Below are 24712 nucleotides of genomic sequence, written 5' to 3'. Positions count from 1 at the left end.
GCGCCGCACACCCACCGCCGCGGTTAGCATCGGCGCTCGTGGACCACACCGACGTCGCCGCCGCGGCGGCCCGCATCGCACCCCACGCCAGGCGCACCCCGCACCTCCGCACGGAGGTGAACGGTCGGCCTGTGGTGCTGAAGCTGGAGCACCTGCAGCGCACGGGCTCCTTCAAGTTCCGCGGCGCCCTCAACTCGCTCCTAGGTGGCCCCCACCCCACCCACGTCGTGACGGCCTCCGGCGGTAACCACGGGGTAGCTGTCGCGACTGCCGCGCAGGTGTTGGGCCTACCGGCGACTGTTTATGTCCCCGAGCGCGCACCGGAATCCAAGACCCGCCGAATCGAGGCAGCGGGAGCCAAACTGGTACGCCACGGTGCCACCTACGCGGAGGCATCAGCGGCAGCGTTGACGGAGGCTTCGGAGAGCGGGGCGCGGTATGTGCCTGCCTACGACGACCCGCTGGTGATCGCGGGGCAGGGGACGTGCGCGGCCGAGGTGGTGGCGGATGTGCCCGAGGTGGACACGTTCGTGGTCGCCGTCGGCGGAGGTGGGCTGGCAGCGGGAACAGTCCTCGGCGGCCGCGGGCGATCGGTGGCTTTGGTCGAGCCCGTCGACTGCCAGGCGATGCACGACGCACTTGCCGCCGGGACGCCGGTGGACGCGGTGGTGAACTCAGTCGCGGCCTCGGCGTTGGGCGCTTCGCGGGTGGGTGCCTTGCCGTTTGAAGTGGTGCGGCAGGGGAATGTGCACTCGGTACTAGTGAGTGACGGGGAGTTGTTGGCGGCTCGGGACCTGCTGTGGGACGAGTTCCGGGTAGCAGTGGAACCGGCGGCAGCCGTGCCGTTGGCGGGATGGCTGGGCGGGCAGATAGAGGGGAAACTGCCCTGCCTGGTGATCTGTGGGGCTAATAGCGACTGGGTGCCTGCGTAGGTAGCCCGGGCGGCTGGGCGGGTGGGGTGGATCCACCACCCGCCCAGCCCGGGGGTTAGGCCCGCATCACAGTGGCAATGGGGATCCGTGCTGCGCGGATCGCGGGGAACAGTCCACCGAGGATTCCTGCGACAAGACCCGCGATGACACCCGCCACGCCCGCCTCCCAAGGGAACGCGACGTTCTGGAGGCTGGGGCGCTTGTCGCCGAAGAAGTACCCGGCGGCTTGTAGACCGACTATGCCGGTCACTACGGCTGCGGCCGCTGTTAGAAGACCGGTTAAGAGTGTTTCCGCTAGGACGATGCCTGCCAACAGGAGACGAGGTGTGCCTACCGCTCGGCGGAGGGCCAACTCCTCCACTCGTTCGCCGATGGTTGCCAGGCCCACGTTGAGGATGCCCGCCACGCCGATAAGAAGCACCAAGGCGGCCATGCCGTAGAAGATCCAGCGCATGAGATCCAGTTGGCCGCCAATGCGCTCGCGGGAGTCGACGGTACGGAAGTAGAGCTGGTTACCCAGCTCAGGGCCCAGTTTGGCGCGCAGCGTCGGCCCCACCGTCACTGCGGCGGGAGACATGATGATGGTCATGCTCTGCGAGCCCATGGCCGAAGCGGAGAGCCAGTTGAGCAACTCGTCCGCGCGGACGTAAGCGGTGGGCTGTTGGTTGCCGTCGTTGATGGCGCCGATGACGCGTGGCGTCGGGTGCGGAGAGCCAGCGTCAGCGGAGCCGCTATAGGCCGACCCAATACGCATCTCGGCCGGGAGTTGGTACTGGGTGAAAGCCAAGGCCGCTTCTCGGTTGAGCACCAGCCGGGGTGACATCGACGGCTCGCCCGCGAAGTCGAGCCAGTTGCCCGCCTCGGTGTGGAACGGGCGGAACTGCCGGATGTCGCCGGTGATCCCCACCAACTGCAGTTCGATGGCCATACCGCGCGGCGGCGGACTCTCCTGGGGTTCGGCGTAGCAGACCCCCTGCGGTGTGCAGGTCATCGTCACCGGTGGGCCGCCTTGGTCCGCGTAGCGCAGCGGCACGCCGCCCGGGTTGATGGGCGTCAGGTTGGGCTCGCCGATGATGGCGGAGGTGGACATCATGGCGATGGCGTCGGGCCTACCGCGCACGGTGTCCAGCACCGCCGCGGGGGCGCGGTCCCCCGAGGGGACACCGACGACCACCGTGCCGTCCTTGCCCTCGACCATCTCGATGTCGGCCAGCAGCGCCCGGTTCGCGAGCACCGACCCGGCCTGCACGGCGATCACGGCGAGCACCCCGAGGAACAGGCTGATCATCGACAGGAAGGTGCGCAGCTTGCGCGCGCGGATGCCCTGGCCACCGATGACCAGCGCGGAGCGGAACCGTCCGGAGAGGCCCATCAGCTGAACACCCCCGCCCGCTCCGGCACCAGCAGACCGTCACTGAGCCGCACCACGCGGCCCATCCGGTTGGCGTGCGCGTGGTCGTGGGTCACCAGGATCAGCCCGCAGCCGCGGTCGGTCGCCGCGTGCAGCACGTCGATGACCAGCGCGCCGGTCTCGGTGTCCAGTGCCCCGGTCGGCTCGTCGGCGAGCAGCACCCTGGGCTCGCGGACCAGCGCCCTGGCGATCGCCACGCGCTGCTGCTCGCCGCCGGAGAGCCGCGCGGGCCGGTGCTTGGCCAGGTGCGCGATGCCGACCTGCTCCAGCGCGGTCATCACCTTCGCGCGGCGCTTGCGGCGCGGCAACCAGCCTTGGCCGTTGACCAACGCCATCGCGACGTTCTGCATCGCGGTGAGGTGCTTAAGCAGAAAGAACCGCTGGAACACGAATCCGAACTCCTGGCTGCGCAGCCGGGCGGCGCGCCGTTCCGGGATACGGCTGATGTCACGGCCGTGCAGCAGGTACTGCCCACCGTCCGGGCGGTCGAACAGGCCGATGAGGCTAAGAAGGGTGCTCTTGCCGGAACCGGAGCGGCCGAGGATCGCGACGCTCTCCCCCGCGCGGACGGTCAGGTCCACACCGGACAAGATGGGCCTGGGCTCACCTTGCCCCTTCAACGTCTTGGTCACGCCGCTGAGTTGGATCAGCGGCGGCTGGATCGGGATCGCGGTCACTTGCCCGGCGCCCCGTTCTCCGCGGGTGGGGGCAGGTCCGGGCCGGGCACAGCGAGGGTCTCGGTGCCCGTAAGACCGGATTTGATCTCGATGACCTCGCCGTCAGTAAGGCCGAGTCCGACGTCCTTGCGCTGCCGGGCACCGTTGGGGTCAAGCACGTCGACCTTGCCCGTGCCCTGCTTGCCCGCGACTGCCTCGACCGGGGCCACCAGTACCTGCTTGGCTTGCGCGGTAACGACTTCTAGCACTACCTCGGCGCCGTTGATCAGCCGGATGTCGGTAGGCGGAATGCACACCAGGCGCATGCCAGTCGATTCCGAAGGAGTGCGTGAGTCCTTCTCCGGCTCCGGTTGCGCTACCGGAGCGGGGATGGGCTGCGCAGGATTGGCGGGATTCGGCGCCGGTGGCGCTGCCGGGGCGGGCGGGTCGGGAATCGTGCCCGGCGGAAGCGCGGCGGTAGTGCCGAGCACGGCGCAGTCGAACGGCCCGGGGCCGCTCTTGATCTGCGCACGGACCGCGCCAAGGCCGTCCGCGAGCGCGTAAGCCTGAGCACCATCGATGTCGGCGACGATGCCGTAGCCACCGTACTTAGCGGACACCACAGGCATACCGGCTGTGACATTGACCTTGTCGTCGACGAGCCTGCCCGCGAACGTTGAGCCTGCCGGGACCTCGATGTGCGTGGGCTTGCCGCTCACCCACACCGCGCCGACGCGGGTCGGCTTGGTTGGCGTGCCCTTCTGGTCCTTGACGTCCAGGTAGCGGATCTGGCCGTCGGACGGCGCCACCAGTCCGAAGACCGGGTTGAGCGTGACCTTGCCCTTGAGGCTCACCTTGGTGGTGAGGTCCTTGCGGGACAGCGTCGCCGTGGTCATCGTGCTGCCCCGCTCGGCGAGACCGGGCACGGACGGCCCCGCTGCCGAGGTGGAGCAACCCGCGATGACAGCGGTGACGGCGAGCGTGGCGATGATGAGCCGTGGGTTCACCGGTACCCCCAAATCCCCATGTCGTGACCGGTACTGAGCGCACTATACACACGGTGAATAGTGCGCTCGCGCGGCCCCGCCGACCACCTGGGCGTCGCGCACCCCCACTGGGAAGACTCCAAAACCGGCGCCGGGGTTGCACGATGTGCGGTGTTCGCGACGAAACCGCCGGTTACCGCCGGACTCGCTTAGCGACCGGCCGGGGAGACCAGACCGGTGCGGACCGCGTAGAGGGCGGCCTGGGTGCGGTCGTGCAAACCGAGCTTGCCCAGGATCGCCGTCATGTGGGACTTCACCGTCTTCTCCGACAGCGTCAACACGCGGGCGATCTCCCGGTTGGAGTTGCCCTGTGCCACCTGGGTGAGAACCTCTCGTTCGCGGGCGGTCAAGGCAGACCCGCCTGGCCTGCTCTCCCCCTCCGCGAGCAAGCGCGCCACGTCGGGGTGCAGCAGCACGTGGCCCGCGTGCACAGACCTGATCGCGGCGGCTAGCGCCAACGGGTCGACGTCTTTGAAGACGTACCCGGCAGCACCCGCGCGCACAGCCGGGACTATTCCGACCGGCTCGGTGAAGCTGGTGATGACGAGCACCCGCGCTTTGTTGCCCGCCGCGCGCAGCGCGTTGAGGGCGTAGACCCCGTCGGTGCCGGGCATGCGCAGGTCGAGCAGCACCACATCGGGTCTGAGCTGCTCGGCGGCGGCGAAGCAGGACGCGCCGTCGGCGGCCTCGCCGATGACGGTGATGTCGTCCTGCAGGTCCAGGAAGGTGCGCAGCCCCTGGCGCACCACAGGGTGGTCGTCGACCACGAGCACCCTGATCCGCTCATCCCCCAACGGGCACCTCCAGCCGTACCGTCGTCCCCCCGGGGCTGGTCGAGGTGACCCGCAACCGGCCCCCCGCGGTGCGGGCCCGGTCCCGCATCGAGGTCAACCCCAACTTGCGCTCGCGGCTTCCCGCCACGTCGAACCCGACACCGTCGTCGGCGACCTCCAGCACCACGACCCCGGAGTGCACCCGCAGGTCGACCCGGATGCGCTGGGCGCGGGCGTGGCGCAGCGCGTTGTGCAGCGCCTCCTGCAGCACCCGGTAGACGGCCTCCTCCCTGGTCGTGGTGAGCCGGGGGATCTCCCCGCCCCGGTAGACGATGTCCACCCCGTGCACCCGGTTGAGCAGGTCCGCCTGCTTGCCGATGGCGCTGTCGAGCCCGTCACCGGCCAGGTCCGGCGGGCGCAGCCCCACGACCGCGGCGCGCAGCTCGTCGCTGACCTCGGCGGCCAGCGCGCGCACCAGGTCGAGCTGGTCGGCCGAGCGCGCGGCGTCGCGCCTGGCGAGCGCGGCGGCCGACTCCGCGGCCAGCCGCAGGCTGAACAGCTTCTGGGTGACCGCGTCGTGCAGCTCGCGGGCGATCCTGGTGCGCTCCTGGACGATGGACAGCTCCCTCGCGCGCTCGTGCAGCCGCGCGTTGACGATCGCGATGGCCGCGTGCGCCGCGAGGAGCTCGAGCAGTTCCTCGTCCTGGTCGGTGAACCCGCCGTCGGCGGTCTTGTTCGCCACGAAGATCTCGCCGAGGACCTCGTCCCCGTCGGTGATGGGCATGCCGAGGAAGTCGGTGAGCACGGGGTGCGCCTTCGGCCACCACTCGAACCGGGGGTGGGCGCGGACGTCGTCGATGCGGACCGGGTTCGGGTCGTGCAGCAGCGCGCCGAGCAGGCCGTGCTGGCGCGGTACCGGGCCGATCGCCGCCCACTGCTCGTCGGTGACGCCGTCGGCGAGGAACTCGGCGAAGCCGCCCGCGTCGTCCGGCACGCCGAGCGCGGCGTAGCGGGCGCCGACGAGCCTGCGCGCGCAGGTGAGGATCGTGCGCAGGACGTCGTGCACCGACAGGTGCGTCGCGACCGCCAGCACGGCGGCGCTGACGGCGCGCAGTTCGTTGCTCCCGATCCCGGTCACGGGTTCACGGTACCGAGGTGGGCCGACGAAACCGCTGGTCCTAGGACCAAAGTCGGAGGGAAGTCCCGTCTCGGGTCTGATGGCAGGTCCGGTGGCGGTGCCTACCGTTGGCGGTGGGCCGTTCGGCCGGTTCTTTCGTTGGAGGGAAGGGGAAATCCCGTGCACCAGTTGGCCATCGTCACCGGCGCCTCCCGGGGGTTGGGGCGCGCCATCGCCACCGGTCTCGCCGAGGCGGGGTGGGACCTCGTGCTCGACGCCAGGGGCGCGACCGCGCTCACCACCGTCGCGACCGCACTGCCCGGCCGGGTCGAGGCGGTACCGGGCGACATCACCGATCCCGACCACCGCGAGCGGCTGGTGGCCGCGGCCGACGCGCTGGGCGGCGCGACCCTGGTGGTCAACAACGCTGGCGCGCTGGGCCCAAGTCCCCTGCCCGGCCTGGCCGAGTACCCGGTCGACGCGCTGCGCGAGGTGTTCGAGGCCAATGTGGTCGCCCTGCTCGGCCTCACCCAGGTAGCCCTGCCGGGCTTGCGCAGAAGAGGAGGTGCCGTCCTCAACATCACCTCCGACGCGGCCGTCGAACCATACGAGGGCTGGGGTGGTTACGGCGCCTCAAAGGCAGCGGTCGAACTGCTCAGCAACGTCCTGTCCATAGAGGAACCCGCCATCAGAGTCTGGTGGGCCGACCCGGGCGACCTCCGCACCCAGATGCACCAAGAAGCCTTCCCCGGCGAGGACATCAGCGACCGCCCACTACCGGAGACAGTTGTCCCTGCCGTCCTGCACCTGGTCTCAACCCGCCCAGAGTCCGGCCGGTTCCGCCTGCCGGAGGTAGCGCTATGACGGTCGACTACACCCTGCCTGGCGGGTTGGACGCCCATGAACCCCCAGAAGCCCGCGGCCTCGCCCGAGACCGCGTGCGGCTTCTAGTCAGCGACGGCGGGGATATCAGCCACCACCGCTTCAGCGACCTGCCGTCGGTCTTACGCGCGGGGGACGTGCTAGTGGTGAACACCTCGGGAACGCTGCCAGCCGCTGTCGCGGTAGCCGGTGGGGCACTGCGAGTGCACCTGTCCACGGAGAATCCGGACGGCACCTGGCTGGTGGAACTCCGTTCTTGGACGAAGCCCTACGCACTAGGCACCGCCGGAGACCGGTTAGACCTACGCGGCGGAGCATCCGTTGTGCTGTTGCGGCGGTACTCCCGGGACCGGCTGTGGGAGGCGACCGTCCGACCCGGCCCGTTCTCAACGGTCAGCGCTTACCTGGGCGCGTTCGGGGAACCGATCCGATACGGGTACGTCCCCCGCGCATGGCCACTGCGCTACTACCAAACGGTGTTCGGGGTAGAACCAGGCAGCGCCGAAATGCCCAGCGCCAGCCGCCCGTTCACCGATCGCCTGGTGACCCGACTGGTGGCGGCGGGGGTGCAGTTCGCGCCGGTACTGCTGCACACGGGGGTGGCTTCGCCGGAGGCACACGAACGGCCCTATCCGGAGCGGTTCCGGGTGTCCACCGAGAGCGCGGGGGTAGTGAACGCAGCTCGCGCGGAGGGGCGCCGGGTGATCGGGGTAGGGACAACGGCGGTGCGCGCGGTGGAGTCGGCGGTGCGGGATGGGGTGGTACGGGGGGCTTCGGGGTGGACGGAGCTGGTGATTACGCCGGAGCGGGGGGTGGAGGTGGTTGACGGGTTGTTGACAGGATTCCACGAGGCGGGGGCGTCGCATGTGGACATGTTGGTGGCGGTGGCGGGGAGGAGCGCGGTGGAGAGGTGTTATGGGGAGGCTGTGGGTGGGGAGTATCTGTGGCATGAGTTCGGGGATGTGAACTTGTTGCTGCGGTGAGGGGGCGGTGGCTTGAGGGGGCGGTCTCGGGTAGTGGTGGGTCTCGGGTTGCGTGACCTGGGGTGCGGCGGGCTGGTTGTCCACAATGGCCGTGGTTGTCCACAGGCTCCGGTCGCGGCTCCTCTTTTGTCGGCGCTGCTCGGTAGGCTGTATATCGGGGGCTCTTGATTCAGTTGATCTTGTGGGCGGTAGTTGGCTGTCCACAACGGGTTTGGCTGTCCACAGGGCGTTGGTTGCTGCTGCCGGTTTGTCGGTGCTGCGCGGTAAGCTGTGTATTTGGGGGCTTTCGATCAGGTTGATCTTGGCGTAGGCCGTGGCTGGGGATGCGGGGCAAGGGATTCGGGCCTCCGCCTTCGGCTCCGGTGGACGGCCTCGTCGCCTGGCGGCGACCTCGGCGCCCGATCCGCGATTTTCGAGCTTTGCTCGATGGGGTGGACCTGTTTTGCGCGGGGCCCCTACGACACCCGTGGCAGGACCGCAAAGCAGGGGCCGAAAAGCATGGCCCTGCCGCTGAACGACGCTACGGCTGCCGCTCCCCCACACAAAACAGGTCCACCCCATCGAGCATTTGGCACCAGCGACTCCGACTGTCCAGGCGCTGAGTAGGTGGGCTGGGGCGGACCTGACGGCAGTTGGGATGGCACCGCAGGGTCCGAGAGTCCAGGGGCTGGGTTGGCAGGGCCGACGAGAGCGGGCTGGGCTGACACCGCCAAGTCCGAGTGTCCACGCGCCGAGCAGGTGGGCTGAGGCGGACCTGACGGGGGGCGAGTTGGCAGGGCCGACGAGGGCGGGCTGGGATGGCACCGGCTGTTCCGAGTGTCCAGGGGCTGAGCAGGTGGGCTGGGGCGGACCTGACGGCAGTTGGGATGGCACCGCAGGGTCCGAGTGTCCACGGGCTGGGAAGGTGGGCTGAGGCAGACCTGACGGCAGCCGGGTTGGCACCGACGGATCCGAGCGTCCAGGGGCTGTTTCGGTGGGTGGGGCGGACCTGACGGAGGCTGGGTCGGCAGGGTTGGCTCGGTGGGCGGTTGGTGCTGCTAAGCCGAGGTCGCCAGGTTGATGGTTTCGGGGGTGGGGGTTTCGGAGTAGAGGTCGGTGATGGCGGTCGCGTACTTGTCGGCGATGGGTTTGCGGCGGAGTTTTAGGGTGGGGGTTAGTTCGTCGCCGCCGGGGTGCCAGTAGGTGGGGAGGATGCGGAAGCGTTTGATCTGTTCTACGCGGGACAGGTGTTGATTGCCTTCGCGGACCGCCTTCGCTACGAGGGCGCGGACTTCTGGAGATGCGGCCAGGGCGTCTGGGGTGGTGGGCAGGTTGTGTCTGGCGGCAAGGGCAACGGCGGCGTCTTGGTCTAAGACGATGAGGGCGGAGATGTAGGGGCGGTTGTCGCCGATGGCTACTACTTGGCTGATGGCCGAGTTGGCTGCCTTGATGGCGTTCTCGATGTTCGTAGGCGACATGTTCTTGCCGGAGGAGGTGATGATGAGTTCTTTCTTGCGGTCCACGATGGACACGAACCCGTCCTCGTCGATCTCGCCGATGTCGCCGGTGTGGACCCAGCCGTCGGGGTCGATGGTGGCGGCCGTGCGGATCGGGTCGTTGCGGTAGCGGAGCATGACCGATGCGCCTCGGATGAGGAGTTCGCCGTCGTCGGCCAGGCGGACTTCGGTGCCGTGGACCGGGGTGCCGACGGTGCCGCGCTTGTTGAGGCCGATGCGGCCGGAGGTGCCGAGGCCGCAGGTCTCGGACATGCCCCAGATCTCGTAGACCGGGATGCCGATGGCCCAGAAGAACTCCAGGGTCGGAACCGGGATGGCGGCCGCGCCGGAGGCGGGGACCTTGGCCTCGGCGAGACCGAGGCGCGCCCGCAAGCGGCGCAGTACCACGCGGTCGGCCAGGGCGTGCTGGAGCGCCAGCGGCACCGAGCGGGGATTGCGCAAGCGGCGCTGGGCGACGTCGAGTGCCCAGGTGGCGATGGCGCGTTTGACCGGGCTCGGCTCGGCGGCGACGGCCGATTCGATGGCGAGTTTGAACTTCTGCCACACCCGGGGCACCGCGAAGAACAGGTGTGGTCGGGCGTCCGGCAGCGCGGTCGCCAGGTCGCGGGGGTCGGCCACCGAGGTGACCTGGGTGCCGAACAGGATCGAGGCGTAGTGCGAGGCGACCCGGTCGGCGATGTGGGCCGAGGGCAGGAAGGACAGCACGCGGTCGCCGGGCAGGAGTTCGAAGGCCTGTTTGACCGCCTGGGCGACGGCCATGACGTTGGCGTGGGTGAGTTCGACGCCCTTGGGCGGGCCGGTTGTGCCGGAGGTGTAGATGATGGTGGCGACGTCGTCGGGGGCGACCGCGCGCCAGGAGGCGTCGAAGTCGAAGTCCGGGGAGCCGTTGGCCTCGACCTCGGCCAGCGCCTCGGCGCCCGCGACCGCGCCGTCCACGCACACCAGGCGCAGGTCCGGGGCGGCGGCGCGGAGTATCGGCACGAACGACCGTTCGGTCACCACGACCTTGTTGCCCGCGTTGGCGAAGACGTGCGCCAACTGCTCGGGGGCGGAGGTGTTGTAGACCGAGAACGGCAGGGCGCCCAGGTGCAGGACGGCGGTGTCGACCAGGTGGAACTCGGGGCGGTTGGTCAGCATCAGCCCGACCGGCTCCCCCCTGGCCACCCCGAGCGCGGACAGTCCCGCCGCGATCGCGCGGACCCGCTGCGCGTACTCGCGCCAGGTGATCGCGACAACGCCACCGGGCGTGCGCAGCGCCACCTGGGCCGGGTTGATCCGCGCGATGTCTTGGAAGGCCGCGCACAGGGTCGGGTACTCATCCACGGCGACCGCCTCTCACCACTGTGGTCTGCGACACAGGTGAGCGGATCGTAGGTTCGGCGACCCGGCGTGTCTAGCCTGCGCCGAGGCAGATGAACGGCCTGCGGAAGGGATCCTCGGCGATGGACTCCGCCAGCGCGCGGGCGGGCGTGAGCCCGGCGGTGAGCCGCTGGTGGTAGGTGACCATCGCGGTGGCGGCGGCCTCGTCGCCGACCCGGCTGGTCGCCGCGACGACCGTGCGGACCCCGCTGGCCAGCAGCGCCCCCGCGTACCCGAGCGCCTCGTCGCCGGGGCGCACGTAGTTGAGCGCCAGCTCGCAGGCCGCGAGCACGACCTGCCGGGGCGGTTGCCGCAGCCGCGCGACCTCGTAGGCGAACAGCGGGCCGTCGGCGAGTTCCAACCGGGAGAACAGGGCGTTCGTCGGCTCGTGCTCGCCGTGCGCGGCGATGTGGGCGAGCTCGGCGCCGTCGTGCTCGGCCAGCCACAGCGCGGCGTCGAGCACGGCGTGGTGCTCCACGGCGGAGACCAGCACCCGGTTGCGCGCGGGGTCGGCGGCGCGGCGGGCCCAGTAGATCCCCTTGATGGCCAGGTTGTCGCTCTCGGTCCCGCCCGAGGTGAACACCACCTCCGAGGGCCGGGCGCCGAGCGCGGCGGCGATCGATTCGCGCGCCTCCTCGACGGCGCGGCGGGCGCGGCGGCCGGAGGAATGCAGCGAAGAGGCGTTGCCATGGCTGGACAACGCCCCGGTCAGGGCCGCGACCGCCTCCGGCAGGATGGGCGTGGTGGCCGCGTGGTCGAGGTAGGTCATCGCGCATCCAGGGTAGACCGAACCCCGCCCGCCCCGGCACCGGGCCAGGTCACACCCGGTCGTCGGTCGAGCGCCGGAACGCGAACGCGCCCAGCAGCGCCACGGCCGCCATCACCAGGTCGATCGGCACGACCGCCCCCGTCGGCGCCGCCGCGGAGGCCAGCGCGGCCAGCAGGACGCCGCCGAGCCCGACCAGGGTCGCCGAGAAGAGGGTGTCGCTGACCTGCAGCGCCGAGGAGGTGAACCCGCGTTCACCGGCCGGGGACAGCCCCAGCGCGAGGACGTTGATGGACGGGAAGCCCAGCCCCATCCCGGCCCCGCAGGCCGTCCACACCACCGCCGCGACCCACGGCGACCCCCACGGCACGGCGACGAACACCATCGCCGCCAACCCGGCGGCGAGCACCCCGAACCCCACCCGGATCAACGTCGTCCGCGGGATGTCCGGCCGCCTGCCCTGCCACGCGGACGCGAAGGACCAGCCGAGAGCGCCAACGGTCAGCGGTAGCCCTGCCAACGCGGGCGAGAGCCCATGCACGCTCGTCAGGGTCAGGGGGACGAACGCCTCGACCCCGAAGAAGGCACCCGCGAAGAGGCCACGGGCAAGGATGACTTTGGGGAGTCCGGGGCGGCCGCGCAGGGTGCCTTGGGGCAAGAGGGTGCGGAGGGCCGGGATGAGGAGGGCTAGGCCGCCTAGCCCTAGCCAGAGGGTGGCTAGAGAGGGGTGTTGTGCGGCCCAACTGATCGCGGGGATGCCTACTGCCGCCGCTAGCGCCGCCAGAGGGAGGCCCTTACGCATAGGACTGTCGGACTTGTCGGGTTTAGGTAGGCCGCGCAGGCTCGGGATGAGCAGGACCACACCGAGGACGGCTAGGGGGACCAGGCCGAGGAAGACCCATCGCCAGCCAAACCGCTCGGTGACGATGCCAGCCAAGGTAGGGCCAACGATGGAGGGCACCACCCAGGCAGCAGCAAGCAACCCGAAGGCGGCTGGGCGTACCCGCTCTGGGTAGACGAGCGCGACCAGTACGTAGATGGCGACTACCTCGCCGCCTAGGCCTAGGCCTTGGAGGACGCGTGCCGCGAGCAGGACGGGCATGGACTCGGCGGCGCCTCCGACGAGCAGCCCCGCGAGGAAGAGGGCGGGGGCGACCATGAGCACCGCCCGGGCGCCGACGCGGTCGCAAACCCAGCCACTGACGACGGTGGCGACCACGTTGGCGGAGAGGAAGGCGGTGAAGGGCCAGGAGTAGAGGTGCTGCCCTTCGAGTTCGGCGAGCATCTTGGGGAGGGCGGTGGAGACGCCCAGGTGCTCGAAGGCGCCGATCGTGATGAGCAGGAGGATCCCGAAGGTCGTGGCTCGGGTGCTGGCGCCCCACAGGTGTGCCCGGGGGGCGGACTGATCGGCGGTCTCGGTGGCGGTCACCCGCTCATCTTGTGACCTCGACCTGGGTGGAGGTCCAGCCCCTTCTCTCACCAGAACACCGCTCACAGTCGAGATCAGTGCTCACAATCAAGAGCACTGCTCCTCCTCTGGAGCGCCGCTCCCCTTTGAGAGCACCGCTCCCGCCGCCACAGCATCCCCTGTTGCGACCAGCGCTCTTGAACAAGAGCACCGCCCACAAGAGAGAGCAGTGCTCTCGGTTGTGGGCGGTGCTCTGGTCAGGGGTGAGCGGGCTTCTTGGCCGCGAGTGCTCAGGCGGCGGGGAGGGTGACCCGGCGGCGGCGGGGGCGTTGGGTGGGGATGGGGGTCACCCGGTCCAGGGCGGAGTTGATGGCGGCCTCCGCGAGCGCGGCGAGTTCCTTGCGGTTGGCGGCGCGGCCGGGGGCGAGTTCGTCCAGGACCGTCAGCTCCAGGACCAGGCCGCGCAGGCGGGCGACGCGGCGGACGGAGTCGATGATGGTTTCGGTGCCGATGAAGGCGGGCGTCGTGGTTTCGCGACCGTCGGCCAGGTGGAAGCGCAGGGCGATGGGGCGGACCGGGACGCCGCCGTCGATGGCGGCCTGGAACAGGGCGGGGCGGAACTTGCCCATGCCCTGCCCGCACCAGGTCGTGCCCTCGGGGCAGACGTACACCAGCGAGCCCGAGCGCAACGACGCCGACAGGTCCGCGACCGTGGAAGGCAGTGAGCGCAGGCTTTCCCGGTCCACGAACAGCGTCCCCGCCGCCGCGACCACGCGACCGAGGACCGGCCAGGTGCGGATGTCGACCTTGGCGAGGGCGCGCATCGGGCGCACGGCGTTGACCGCGGCGATGTCGAGCCAGGAGATGTGGTTGGTGGCCACGAGCGCGCCCCGGCTACTGCCCGCGCGCAGCGCCTCGCCGCCGCGGACCACCAGGCGGACCCCGAAGGACCGCAGCACCGCGCGGAAGATGCGCTTGGCGAGCAGCTCCCGCCCCGCGCGGCCGATCAGCGGCATCACCGGGACCGACAGCGCCGCCACCAGCAGCACCCCGACCGCCCCCGCCAGCCGCGCGGCCACGCGGGCCCGGCTGACGGTGGGTTCGTCGTCGGTGAAGCAGGACGGGCCGCAGGGCGAGGTGGGCATCCAGTCGTGCGCCATGGCTCTACTCCCCCAGGAAGAACTTCAGGTAGCGCTGGTCGACGTTGGCCAGGTCGAGCAGGACGAAGAAGTCGGCGACACCGAAGTCGGCGTCGAGGGCGGGCGGGCCGCAGACCTTGGCGCCCAGCCGCAGGTATCCCTTGAGCAGCGGCGGCATCACCGCGCGCGCCGGTGCTTCGACGCTCGAGAAGTCCCAGGGGGTGCGGGGGCTGACGCGCTGGTGGTCGTCGCTGTAGTGCTTGGCGCGCACCGATTGCCACACCCCGGCGGCGAGCGAACCGCCGTCGCCGAGCGGGACGGAGGCGCACCCGGCGAGGAAACTGTGGCCGGACAACAACATGTAGCGCGCGATGCCCGCCCACACCAGGCTGACGACCGAGCCGTTGCGGTGGTCGGGGTGCACGCACGAGCGGCCGGTCTCGACCAGCGCGCCGCGGATCCCGGCCAGCGCGGTGAGGTCGAACTCGGTGTCGGAGTAGAGCGACCCGGCCTCGGCGGCGCGCTCGGGCGGCAGCATCCGGTAGGTGCCGACGATCTCGCCGGTGGCGTCCGCGCGCACCACCAGGTGGTCGCAGAACGGGTCGAAGTGGTCGATGTCCAGGCCGGGGACCGAGGTGTGCAGGGTGGCGCCCATCTCCTCGGCGAACACCTGGTAGCGCAGTCTCTGAGCGGCCTCGACCTCGGAGCCGTCGTGCGCGACGAGCAGTGAGTAGGTGGGTGCGTCGATTCCGGGCTTCGCAGTGCTGACCAGCACCTGGGCCTGCGTCATACCAGGAGATTAGGGCGATGTCGGCATCGGGTGTGTGTTCTTTGCCGTGACGCGACAGTGGCAACTGAGTGAATTGCCGGTTCCGCGGTCCGGTTGAAGCGAATCCCGCTCGGGAACGGCGAAAGGGGCGGCCCGTCGCGGACCGCCCCCCACCGCGCACCAGACGATCAGCCCTTGCGCTTGGCGACCTCGTCGGTCAGCTGCGGCGCGACGGCGAACAGGTCGCCGACGACGCCGAAGTCGGCGATCTCGAAGATCGGCGCCTCGGCGTCCTTGTTCACCGCGACGATCGTCTTCGAGGTCTGCATGCCCGCGCGGTGCTGGATCGCCCCGGAGATGCCGAGGGCGACGTAGAGCTGCGGGGACACCGTCTTGCCGGTCTGGCCGACCTGGAACTGCGCCGGGTAGTACCCGGAGTCGACCGCGGCGCGGGAGGCGCCGACAGCGGCACCGAGGGCGTCGGCGAGCTTCTCGACGACCTCGAACTTCTCCGCCGAACCGACGCCGCGGCCGCCGGAGACCACGATGGAGGCCTCGGTCAGCTCGGGGCGGTCGCCGCCGACGATCGGCTCGCGGCCGGTGATCGCGGTGGCCCTGGCCGCCTCGACCGAGGGGACCTCGACGGTCTCCTCCGCCGCGGCACCGGCGGCCTCGACCGCGTCGACGCCGCCGGGGCGGACGGTGACGATCGGGGTGCCCCGGTTCGTCTTGGCCTTGACCGTGAACGCGCCGCCGAAGATCGACTGCACGCCGACCACGTCGCCACCGGCGTTCTCCAGGCCGATGGCCTCGATGAGCAGACCGGAGTCGGTCCGCACGGCGAGCCGACCGGCGATCTCCTTGCCGTCGGCGGTCGCCGAGATGAGCACCGCGGCGGGCGACTTGGCCGCGACCAGGGCGGCGAGCACGTCGACGGCCGGGGTGAGCAGGTAGTTGGCGACGTCGTCGGACTCGGCGACGTAGACCTTGGCCGCGCCGTAGGCGGCCAGCGACTCGCGCACCTTCGCGGCGGTGCCGGGGGCGGCGACCACGACGGCGGCGGGCTCGCCGATCTCGCGGGCCGCGGTGAGCAGCTCGAAGGTGACCTTCTTGACCTCGCCGTCGACCTCGTCAACGAGGACCAGTACCTCAGACATGGGGGTTCCTCCTCGTTGTTTCTAGATGAGCTTCTGGCCGATGAGGTACTCGGCGATCTTGGCGCCGCCGTCCCCGCCGTCCTCGACCCGCTGACCGGCCGAGCGCGGCGGCTTCGGGGTGGCCTCCAGGACGGTGGTGCTCGCCGCGGCCAGACCCACCTCGCCCGCGTCGATGCCCAGGTCGGCGACCGTGTAGGTCTCGACGGGCTTCTTCTTCGCGGCCATGATCCCCTTGAACGAGGGGTAGCGCGGCTCGTTGATCTTCTCGCCGACGCTGACCACCGCGGGCAGCGTCGCCGACAGGTGGGTCAGCCCGGTGTCGGTCTCGCGGGTGACGGTGATCGTGGTGCCGTCAATGGCGACCTTGCGGGCGTGGGTGAGCTGCGGGAAGCCCAGGACCTCGGCCAGCATCGCGGGCACCGCGCCACCGCGGCCGTCGGTGGCCTCGTTGCCCGCGATCACAAGGTCGACGCCGTCGACCTTGCCGATCGCGGCGGCCAGGACCTTGGTGGTCTGCAGCAGGCAGGACCCGTGCAGCGCGGGGTCGGACACGTGCACGGCCTTGTCCGCGCCCATCGACAGGGCCTTGCGGATGGCCTCGGTGGCCCGCTGCGGGCCGACGCTGAGCACGGTGACCTCGCCGCCCTGCGCCTCCTTGATCAGCAGCGCCTCCTCGACGGCGCGCTCGTTGATCTCGTCGAGCACCGCGTCGGCGGACTCGCGGTCCAGGGTGTGGTCGGCGTCGGCGAGCCTGCGTTCGGAATACGTGTCAGGCACCTGCTTGACCAGGACAACGATGTTTGGCATGGGTCTTGTTCGACCTCCTGGGACGAGCACCGTGTGGTGGACGGCGGGTGTGCCGGTCGGCGCGATGTGCGTGCGGTTCGGCTGACCTTGCCATGCCGTGGCCGTGCCGGGCACGGTGGGCTTTACCACCGCGATGTTACTAGTCAGTAGCGCCGAGCGCGATCGCGGCGGCACCGTGACGGTCCCCACAGGACGGGCGCCCAGCACCGGGAACGACCGAAAGGCCACCCCCGGCGACGGGGGTGGCCTTTCGGATCAGGTGGTCGACCAGGGCGCGCTGGTCGCACCGCTCCCGGTCGGGCTAACCGCTCACGCGGAGGCGGGCAACCAGCGCGACCGCCCCGGGGACGTGGGGACCCAGCAGCCGTTGCCGACGGCGGTCAAGCCCTCGCGCAACTGGCCGAGTGCCCCGGGGGTGCGGTCGTCCGGGAGGTCGATCATCTGCCGCAGCACCTCGGCCGCCCAGCCCTCGCGGTGCCAGAGCACCACGCTGGGGTTGAGCACGTCGTCGGTGTCGGCGGGCAGCCGGGTCGCGATGACCTCGTCCTCGGCGTGCAGCCGGACGACGTCGATCACGTTGTGGTGCGCGCGCACCCCGACGACGGCGGCGATCTCACCGCTGGCGTCGCGCGGGTGCAGGAACTCGAACCCGCGCGAGACGAGCATGCGCAGGTACGCCTCAGCGGCGTGGGAGGCATCGGTGGTCGCGACGTGTCCGTTCTTCACCGCACGGGTGAACGACGCGATGACCGAACCGGGGAACAGGAGTGCGGGACCCGAGGGGTTCTTCGAGTCACGGACCGCGGTGCGCGCGTCGTCGACCGGCGACAGTTCGACGCAGTTGCCCACCGCGCCGCTGCGGGAGCTCTTGCGCCACCGCGCTCCGGGCACCCCGTCAGCCGCCATTCCGTTGCGAAACTCAGACACTGGACCTCGCCTTCGGCCGTCACTGTGTGCAGGTGCACGTGCGTTGATCGTGACGACGGTAACACGACTGAGCGGTCCAGCAAATGCACGTGCATCCGAAAGGGGCAGTCGCACGAGAAGATTGTCGGCGCAACGGTGTCGGTTCCCCGCACGCGAAAGCGCCCACCAGCTGAAATGGCCGGTGGGCGCGGAAAACAGACTTCAGATCTCCTCGCGGCGCTTGCTCAACAATTGTCGGGAACGGCTCGGCGTCTCCGCGTCGACGGTCAGCCGGTCGACGACCCGGCTGTAGCGCTCGATCTCGTCGACCCGGTCGAGGAAGATCGCGCCGCCGAGGTGCTCGATGTAGACGATGTCGGGCAGTTCGGCCTCGGTGAAGCGCAACATGGTGAACGAGCCCTCAGCCGCGTAGCCGCTGAGCGGGTAGGGCATGACCTGCAGCGTGATGTTGGGCAGCCGGGTCATCTCCAGCAGGTGCTCGATCTGCTCGCGCAGCACCCTGGCGCCGCCGATCGGCCGGTGCAGCACCGACTCGTCGATGACCACCCACAACTTGGGCGCGTCCAGCCGCTGCAACACCTTCTGCCGCGACATGCGCAGCGCCACGCGGCGGTCGACCTCTTCCTCGCGCAGATCGGGTCTGGCGTGGTGGGTCAGCATCCTGGCGTATTCAGGGGTCTGCAGCAGACCGGGCACGAACTGCAGCTCGTAGGTCTGGATCCGCGCCGCGGACTCCTCCAAGCCGACGAAGTCGTGGAACCAGGTGGGCATCAGGTCGCTGTAGCGGTGCCACCAGCCCGGTTCGTTGGACTGCTTGACCATGTCGAGGAACTGGGTCCGCTCGGTCTGGTCGTGCACGCCGTAGAGCGTCAGCAGGTCGGTGACGTCGCGCTCCTTGAACCCGACCCGGCCCAGCTCCATCCGGCTGATCTTCGACTCGGAGCCCCGGATGTGGTACCCGGCGTCGGCGCGGGTGATCTCGGCCTGTTCCCGCAGTCTGCGCAACTGCGAGCCGAGCACGATCCTGCGCGCCGTGGGACCAGAACTCTGCCCAGCGTCTCCACGAACCTCGGCCACAACCTCGTCCCTCCCGCCAATGGCCCACCACCGCGTGTCACGGCGGCAGAACCCAGCGTGGCATCGACCCCACGGGTACCCCTAGGGTGAGCGTACTCCTTGAGTGCGCAACGTCCACGATCTACGACGTTCTGTGAGGAACGATGGTCCCCCGCGAGCCGGTTCGCATTGACACGACCAAGGCGAGCATCGCCCGGGTCTACGACGCGTTCCTCAACGGCAAGGACAACTACGAGATCGACCGCGAGGTCCTGCGCCGGGTGCAGCAGGTCGCCCCGGAGGCCGCGCAACTGGCGTTCGACAACCGGGAGTTCCTGATCCGCGCGACCCGGTTCATCGCACTGCAGACCGGCATCCGCCAATACCTGGACTGCGGCTCCGGCCTCCCCACCGCGGAGAACACCCACCAGGTAGCCCAACGCATCCGCCCCGACTCCACAGTCGTGTACGTCGACAACGACCCGGTAGTCCTAGCCCACGGACGGGCGTTGCTGGAGGAGAACGACCGAACGCACTTCATCGCCGAGGACATCTTCGAACCCGAGCAGGTCCTGGCGAACGAGACCGTGCAGCGCAACCTCGACTTCTCCGAGCCGATCGCGCTGTTCCAGATGGGAACGATCCATCACTACGACGGCGCGCGTTCCCCTGCCGACATCATGGCCACTTATGTGGACGCGTTACCCCCGGGCTCGATCGTGGGGATCTCACACTTCTTCGACCCGGAGACGACGGAGTACTCACCGTTGGCCCGGCGGATGGAGGACGTGTTCTTGCACAGCCCCATGGGAACGGGCCTGTTCCGAACGCGGCCGGTTATCGAGGGGATGTTCGTGGGGCTCGAGATGATCGAGCCGGGGGTCGCGCTGTGCGCGGAGTGGTGGCCAGACGGACCACGGCTGAAGCCGTTGGATGAGGTGCAGTACTGCATTGTGGGCGGGCTGGGGATCAAGCGCTGAGGTCTTACGTTGCGAGTTCCGGTTGGCGGTGGGTCCTGTGCGGTTGAGGCGGAGTTGTCCACACCGGGAATGTTGCGCACAGGTCGTTGTTCCGAAGATCTCGATGCGGCGAACGCAAGATCAAACCGCGCCCAGCAGCCCCCGAACCCAGCCTACTCAGGCGAATTGCCGAGACGGAAGTGGCGAGAGGCGGCCGTGGATGACTGACGGGGTTGTGGACAACTAGACGTCGCTGGCAACTCTTGCTTTCCGCGTTAGCTCGATTCGGGGATGCCCCCGTCGCGGCATCCCCGACCAAGGGCAGGACCGAGCGCATCGATTAGCGTTGGCCGCCATGACGTCCATGTGGGGTTCCCCGGTGGCGAACCGCCTGCGGTACTGGTCTCGCCGCGATCCCGAACAGGCGCGTTTCCTCACCGCGGACTCGCTCCGCTGGGTCCTGCGCCACCGCGCCTACACGCCCTGGTACCTGGTGCGCTACTGGCGCCTGCTCAAGTTCCGCCTGGCGAACCCGCACATCGTCCTGCGCGGCATGGTCTTCCTCGGCAAGGACGTCGAGATCCACGCCCGCCCCGGATTCGGTCGCCTGGAGATCGGGCGCTGGGTGCACATCGGCGACGGCAACGCCATCCGGTGCCACGAGGGGTCCCTGCGCATCGGGGACAAGGCCGTGTTCGGGCGCCAGAACGTCGTCAACTGCTACCTGGACATCGAGATCGGATCGGCCGCACTCGTCGCCGACTGGGTCTACATCTGCGACTTCGACCACGTCACCGCCGACATCCACCAGCCGATCAAGGACCAGGGCATCGTGAAGTCGCCCGTGCGCATCGGCCCCGACACCTGGCTGTGCACCAAGGTCACCGTCACCAAGGGCACCCGGATCGGTCGCGGTAGCGTCATCGGCGCTCACGCGGTCGTCCGCGGCGAGATCCCCGATTACGCCATCGCGGCCGGCATCCCCGCCAAGCTCGTGCGTGACCGCCGGACCGCCTACGACGCTGATGCCGAGCGACGGGCCGCGGTTGAGGACATGGCGCGTAAGGCAGCCAAGGCGCTGCGTAAGACGCTGGAGTCGTAACGACCCCGAACGTTTACCCGCCAGTAGCCTCGGTTACCGTGCCACAGTGCCTACAGGTCCCACGCTCCCGCTGACCGGCGAACGTACCGTCCCCGGCATCGCGGAAGAGAACTACTGGTTCCGTAGGCATGAGATCGCGTATCTCCACCTAGCCCCCCATTGCGCGGGTAAGACCGTCCTTGAAGCTGGCTGTGGCGAGGGCTATGGCGCCGCCCTCTTGGCCGAGCAGGCGACGGTGGTGGGCCTCGACTACGACCAGTTGGCGATCGCCCACGTGGGTAAGAAGTACCCGGCCGTGCACGCCACTAGAGGGAACCTGGCACGCCTACCTGTGCGCGACGGCGGTGTTGACGTTGTCGCGAACCTCCAGGTGATCGAACACCTCTGGGACCAAGAGGGATTCCTGCGGGAATGCCACCGCGTCCTGCGACCGGGTGGGCACCTGCTCGTCACCACACCCAACCGGATCACCTTCTCGCCCGGCCGCGACACCCCGCTCAACCCGTTCCACACCCGCGAGCTCGCACCGTCCGAATTGGACGAGCTGGTCCGCGCGGCCGGGTTCACCACCGAGTACCTCGGCGGCGTCCACCACGGTCCCCGGCTGCGCGAACTTGATGCCCGGTTCGGCGGATCGATCATCGACGCGCAGGTCGAGGTGGTCGTCGCTGGCGCGGGCTGGCCGGAGGAGCTGCTGACCGCCGTCGCGGGTGTCGAGGTGGACGACTTCGAGGTGACCGAGCGGGATCTGGACGCCAGCCTCGACATCGTCCTGGTCGCGCGCAGATGAGCGAGGTCGGTGGGTTCGCCCTCGTGCTGCACAGCCACCTGCCGTGGTTGCCGCATCACGGGACGTGGCCGGTAGGCGAAGAGTGGCTCTACCAGGCGTGGGCGCACTCATACCTGCCGCTGGTGGACCTCTTGCGCCGCCTTGGCGATGAAGGCGCGCGCGACGTGCTCACCCTCGGCGTCACCCCCGTCCTCGCTGCCCAACTCGACGATCCTTACGCGCTGCGCGCCATGCACGATTGGCTCGGCAACTGGAACCTGCGCGCCCAGTACGCAGGTGTTCGTTGGCAAGGCGACGACCCCAGGCTGCGAACCGTCGCTGCCAACGAGTTCCAGGCGTCGGCGTCGGCGCTTGCGGAGTTCGAGTCCCGCTGGCGTCACGGGTTCTCCCCGGTACTGCGGCCACTGGTCGACAGTGGGGTCATAGAGCTGATCGGCGGGCCTGCCACCCACCCCTTCCAACCGCTGCTGCACCCTCGCTTGCGCGCGTTTGCCCTAAGAGTTGGCCTTGACGACACCAAGCTTCGGATCGGTCACGCCCCCGAAGGCATCTGGGCGCCAGAGTGCGGCTACGCGCCAGGCATGGAAACCGGGTACGCGTCCGCGGGCGTCCGCCGCTTCTTAGTAGATGGCCCAGCTCTCCACGGCGACACTGCCTTTGCTCGCACAGTGGGCAACTCCGATGTCCTCTGCTTCGGCCGCGACCTAGAGGTCACCTACCGCGTCTGGTCTCCTAAAGCGGGCTACCCCGGCGACAGTGCCTACCGCGACTTCCACACCTACGACCACCCCACCGGTCTTAAGCCCTCACGCGTGACCGGCCGACAGGTAGCGCCTCACGACAAGAAGCCCTACGAACCCGCTCTTGCCGCTGAAGCCCTTCAGCATCATGTCCACGACTTCGTCGACACGGTTGTTAGGCGGCTCAAGGAACTTCGCGACCGGCACGGCCGCCCGGGCCTTGTTGTCTCTGCCTACGACACCGAACTCTTCGGTCACTGGTGGCACGAAGGACCGGCCTGGCTCGAAGCTGTACTACGCGAGTTAATCCAGGCAGGCGTCAACGTGACGACCCTGCGCGGCGCGGTTGAAGCCGGATACGTCGCAGGCCCGGTAGATCTACCGGCGTCGTCTTGGGGCTCCGGGAAAGACTGGCGGGTCTGGGATGGCGCGCAGGTAGCCGACCTCGTCGACGCGGGAGCCGCGCTCCAAAGCGACCTCCTCGACCTCATCGACACGACCCCGGCGTCCACCGGTCGCGACCCGGCCCTCGACCAGACCGTTCGCGAAGCCCTCCTCGCCCTCTCCAGCGACTGGGCGTTCATGGTCACCAAGGACTCCGCCGCCGACTACGCCCGCCGCCGCGCGCGGGTGCACGGTGATCACTACGCTGAGCTGTCCGCGCTGGTCAGAGCCGGGTCCGGGCCACGCGCGGTGGCCAGGGCCGAGCAACTGCGCCGCGCCGACGGCCTGTTCGGCGGCCTCGACGCACGCGCGCTGCGTACCCACAAGTAGGGTCGTGCCACCATGCGCGTGCTGATGTTGTCCTGGGAGTACCCGCCGGTGGTCGTCGGCGGCCTCGGCAGGCACGTGCACGCCGTCGCCCGGCACCTCGCCGCGCTCGGCCACGAGGTCGTCGTGCTGTGCAGGCACGAGGCGGGCACCGACGCGCACACCCACCCCACCGAGGACGTCGTGCACGACGGCGTCCGCATCGTGCGGGTCGCCGAGGACCCCACGCACCTGGTGTTCGAGCAGGACCTGGTCGCCTGGACGCTGGCCATGGGGCACGCCATGATCCGCGCGGGCCTGGCCCTGCTGGCGCACTGGCGCCCGGACGTGGTGCACGCGCACGACTGGCTGGTCACGCACCCGGCCATCGCCCTGGCCGAGCAGGCGGGCGCCCCGCTGGTGGCGACCCTGCACGCGACCGAGGCGGGCAGGCACAGCGGCTGGCTCTCCCAACCCCTCAACCAGCAGGTCCACTCCGTCGAGTGGTGGCTGGCCAACCGCGCCGACGCCCTGATCACCTGCTCGTCGGCCATGCGCGCCGAAGCCGCCCACCTGTTCGAGGTCGACCCGGACACGATCACCGTGATCCACAACGGCATCGAACCCCGCGACTGGCGCATCCCGACCAAGTCCGTCCGCGCCGCCCGGGCCAGGCACACGCCCGAGGATGCCCCGCTGCTGGTGTTCTTCGGCAGGCTGGAATGGGAGAAGGGCGGCCACGACCTGATCGCCGCCCTCGCCAAGGTCCGCCGATCCCACCCCGGGACCCGCTTGGTGATCGCGGGCAAGGGATCCCAGGCTGCGGCTCTAGAGGAACTGTCCCGCAAACTCCGCGTGCGCCGAGCCATCGACTTCGTAGGCCACCTGTCCGACCGAGAGTTGGTAGCCACCCTCTCCGCCGCCGACGCGGTAGTCCTACCGAGCCGCTACGAACCTTTCGGCATCGTCGCCCTAGAAGCCGCTGCCGCAGGCGCCCCTCTTGTGGCCTCTACCGCCGGTGGCCTAGGCGAAGTAGTCCTAGAAAACCAAACCGGCCTTTCTTTCGCTCCTGGCGACACCGACGCCCTAGCCACAGCCATCCGCCGAGTCCTCAACGACCCGGTCGCGGCCCGCAAACGCGCCCGTGCGGCCAAAGCCCGCCTCCCCGAAGCCTTCGACTGGACCCGCATCGCCGAACAAACGACGCAGGTCTACCGCGCGGCCCAGCCCCACCCCCACACCCCCCTCGGCCGCCCCAAAATAGCCACCGGCAACGCCTTCGCCTGACGCTCGCCTTTGCCACCCTCTTAGGCACGCCTCACTCCGATCGCACCGCCACCCCTCGCAAACCGGGAAGTGGCCGCCCTTCCTCTGACACGGTGTCGCCACCCGCGCCCCCTCGGGAGCTCCGGGCCAGCCCCCTTCCCCGGCCGCTGGTGCCAACTCACCTCCGCCAGGCCCAGCCCCGCCCCCGACCGTGGGAAGCCGCTGGCGTCAACCCCAGCCTCCGTCAGGTAAGCCCCAGCCCACCCACTCAGCCCCTGGACACTCGGACTCGCCGGTGCCAGGCCAACTCCCGTCAGGACCGGCCCCAACCCGCAGCGCCAGCCCCTGGACACTCCGACTCGACGGTGCCAACTGGCCTTCCGTCAGGTCCGCCTCAGCCCACCTGCTCAGCGCGTGGACA

22 protein-coding genes are annotated in these 24712 nt (G+C 69.7%); 8 read left to right on the top strand and 14 right to left on the bottom strand.

Features of this window, described 5'->3' with window-relative positions; translation table 11 throughout:
* The first annotated feature begins 38 nt into the window (after positions 1-38).
* A complete protein-coding gene (locus LV75_RS32455; protein WP_253891209.1) occupies positions 39-932 on the top strand; it encodes a serine/threonine dehydratase in 894 nt (297 codons plus the stop codon).
* 55 nt (positions 933-987) lie between these two features.
* Here LV75_RS32455 and LV75_RS32450 read toward each other — a convergent pair whose 3' ends face one another.
* The 5 genes from LV75_RS32450 to LV75_RS32430 all read right to left on the bottom strand — a co-directional run bounded on the left by LV75_RS32450 (position 988) and on the right by LV75_RS32430 (position 5956).
* Positions 988-2304, bottom strand: a complete 1317-nt coding sequence (locus LV75_RS32450; protein WP_253891207.1) for an ABC transporter permease — start codon at positions 2302-2304, stop codon at positions 988-990.
* Positions 2304-3020 carry an ABC transporter ATP-binding protein gene (locus LV75_RS32445; protein ID WP_253891205.1) on the bottom strand — a complete coding sequence of 239 codons (717 nt, stop codon included), beginning with the start codon at positions 3018-3020 and terminating at the stop codon, positions 2304-2306. Before LV75_RS32445 ends, LV75_RS32450 begins: the two co-directional genes overlap by 1 nt.
* The gene (locus LV75_RS32440; protein WP_253891204.1) at positions 3017-4006 is read right to left on the bottom strand and encodes an efflux RND transporter periplasmic adaptor subunit; all 990 of its coding nucleotides are present in this window, start codon (positions 4004-4006) and stop codon (positions 3017-3019) included. Before LV75_RS32440 ends, LV75_RS32445 begins: the two co-directional genes overlap by 4 nt.
* Positions 4007-4194: 188 nt before the next feature.
* The gene (locus tag LV75_RS32435) at positions 4195-4839 is read right to left on the bottom strand and encodes a response regulator (RefSeq protein ID WP_253891202.1); all 645 of its coding nucleotides are present in this window, start codon (positions 4837-4839) and stop codon (positions 4195-4197) included.
* Positions 4829-5956: a GAF domain-containing sensor histidine kinase gene (locus LV75_RS32430; protein WP_253891201.1), complete on the bottom strand. Its 1128-nt coding sequence runs from the start codon at positions 5954-5956 to the stop codon at positions 4829-4831. Before LV75_RS32430 ends, LV75_RS32435 begins: the two co-directional genes overlap by 11 nt.
* A 159-nt stretch (positions 5957-6115) precedes the next feature.
* Here LV75_RS32430 and LV75_RS32425 point away from each other — a divergent pair, with 159 nt between their 5' ends.
* Both LV75_RS32425 and LV75_RS32420 read left to right on the top strand, forming a co-directional pair.
* Positions 6116-6799: an SDR family NAD(P)-dependent oxidoreductase gene (locus LV75_RS32425; RefSeq protein ID WP_308211081.1), complete on the top strand. Its 684-nt coding sequence runs from the start codon at positions 6116-6118 to the stop codon at positions 6797-6799.
* Positions 6796-7800 (top strand): S-adenosylmethionine:tRNA ribosyltransferase-isomerase, encoded by a 1005-nt coding sequence (locus LV75_RS32420; protein ID WP_253891199.1) that lies wholly within the window; start codon positions 6796-6798, stop codon positions 7798-7800. Before LV75_RS32425 ends, LV75_RS32420 begins: the two co-directional genes overlap by 4 nt.
* A 1037-nt stretch (positions 7801-8837) precedes the next feature.
* Here the strand turns inward: LV75_RS32420 and LV75_RS32415 are convergent.
* The 9 genes from LV75_RS32415 to LV75_RS32375 form a co-directional block, all read right to left on the bottom strand.
* Positions 8838-10619 (bottom strand): AMP-dependent synthetase/ligase, encoded by a 1782-nt coding sequence (locus LV75_RS32415; RefSeq protein ID WP_253891198.1) that lies wholly within the window; start codon positions 10617-10619, stop codon positions 8838-8840.
* 70 nt (positions 10620-10689) lie between these two features.
* Entirely contained in the window at positions 10690-11424 is a 735-nt protein-coding gene (locus LV75_RS32410) for an aminotransferase class V-fold PLP-dependent enzyme (RefSeq protein WP_253891196.1), read from the bottom strand.
* A 49-nt stretch (positions 11425-11473) separates the two neighbouring features.
* Positions 11474-12850: an MFS transporter gene (locus LV75_RS32405; RefSeq protein WP_253891195.1), complete on the bottom strand. Its 1377-nt coding sequence runs from the start codon at positions 12848-12850 to the stop codon at positions 11474-11476.
* Between the two features lie 269 nt (positions 12851-13119).
* Complete coding sequence (locus LV75_RS32400) at positions 13120-13989, bottom strand: lysophospholipid acyltransferase family protein (RefSeq protein ID WP_253891194.1); 870 nt, start codon at positions 13987-13989, stop codon at positions 13120-13122.
* A gap of 4 nt (positions 13990-13993) precedes the next feature.
* Entirely contained in the window at positions 13994-14758 is a 765-nt protein-coding gene (locus LV75_RS32395; protein WP_253891192.1) for a GNAT family N-acetyltransferase, read from the bottom strand.
* A 167-nt stretch (positions 14759-14925) separates the two neighbouring features.
* Complete coding sequence (locus LV75_RS32390) at positions 14926-15894, bottom strand: electron transfer flavoprotein subunit alpha/FixB family protein (RefSeq protein WP_253891191.1); 969 nt, start codon at positions 15892-15894, stop codon at positions 14926-14928.
* Positions 15895-15915: 21 nt separating this feature from the next.
* Positions 15916-16701, bottom strand: coding sequence for an electron transfer flavoprotein subunit beta/FixA family protein (locus LV75_RS32385; protein WP_253891190.1), 786 nt, complete (start codon positions 16699-16701; stop codon positions 15916-15918).
* Positions 16702-17010: 309 nt separating this feature from the next.
* A complete protein-coding gene (locus LV75_RS32380) occupies positions 17011-17628 on the bottom strand; it encodes a DUF397 domain-containing protein (protein ID WP_253891188.1) in 618 nt (205 codons plus the stop codon).
* Between the two features lie 201 nt (positions 17629-17829).
* The gene (locus tag LV75_RS32375) at positions 17830-18705 is read right to left on the bottom strand and encodes a Sco1979 family transcriptional regulator (protein WP_253891187.1); all 876 of its coding nucleotides are present in this window, start codon (positions 18703-18705) and stop codon (positions 17830-17832) included.
* A 143-nt stretch (positions 18706-18848) separates the two neighbouring features.
* Between LV75_RS32375 and LV75_RS32370 the strand changes: the two genes are divergently transcribed.
* The 5 genes from LV75_RS32370 (at position 18849) to LV75_RS32350 (ending at position 24312) form a co-directional block, all read left to right on the top strand.
* Positions 18849-19664, top strand: a complete 816-nt coding sequence (locus tag LV75_RS32370) for an SAM-dependent methyltransferase (RefSeq protein ID WP_253891186.1) — start codon at positions 18849-18851, stop codon at positions 19662-19664.
* A gap of 334 nt (positions 19665-19998) precedes the next feature.
* Complete coding sequence (locus LV75_RS32365; protein WP_253891185.1) at positions 19999-20745, top strand: acyltransferase; 747 nt, start codon at positions 19999-20001, stop codon at positions 20743-20745.
* Positions 20746-20791: 46 nt separating this feature from the next.
* On the top strand, positions 20792-21535 hold the full coding sequence (locus LV75_RS32360; protein WP_253891183.1) for a class I SAM-dependent methyltransferase: 744 nt from the start codon (positions 20792-20794) through the stop codon (positions 21533-21535).
* Entirely contained in the window at positions 21532-23049 is a 1518-nt protein-coding gene (locus LV75_RS32355) for a glycoside hydrolase family 57 protein (protein ID WP_253891182.1), read from the top strand. The genes LV75_RS32360 and LV75_RS32355 overlap by 4 nt, the downstream gene beginning before the upstream one ends.
* A 12-nt stretch (positions 23050-23061) precedes the next feature.
* Complete coding sequence (locus LV75_RS32350) at positions 23062-24312, top strand: glycosyltransferase family 4 protein (protein WP_253891180.1); 1251 nt, start codon at positions 23062-23064, stop codon at positions 24310-24312.
* The last annotated feature ends 400 nt before the right edge of the window (positions 24313-24712 follow it).

Origin of the sequence: Actinokineospora diospyrosa, from assembly GCF_024171925.1 — a bacterium.
Lineage (GTDB): Bacteria > Actinomycetota > Actinomycetes > Mycobacteriales > Pseudonocardiaceae > Actinokineospora > Actinokineospora diospyrosa.
The sequence above is the reverse complement of the archived record's forward strand: the minus strand, read 5'-3'. Positions and strand labels throughout refer to the sequence as shown.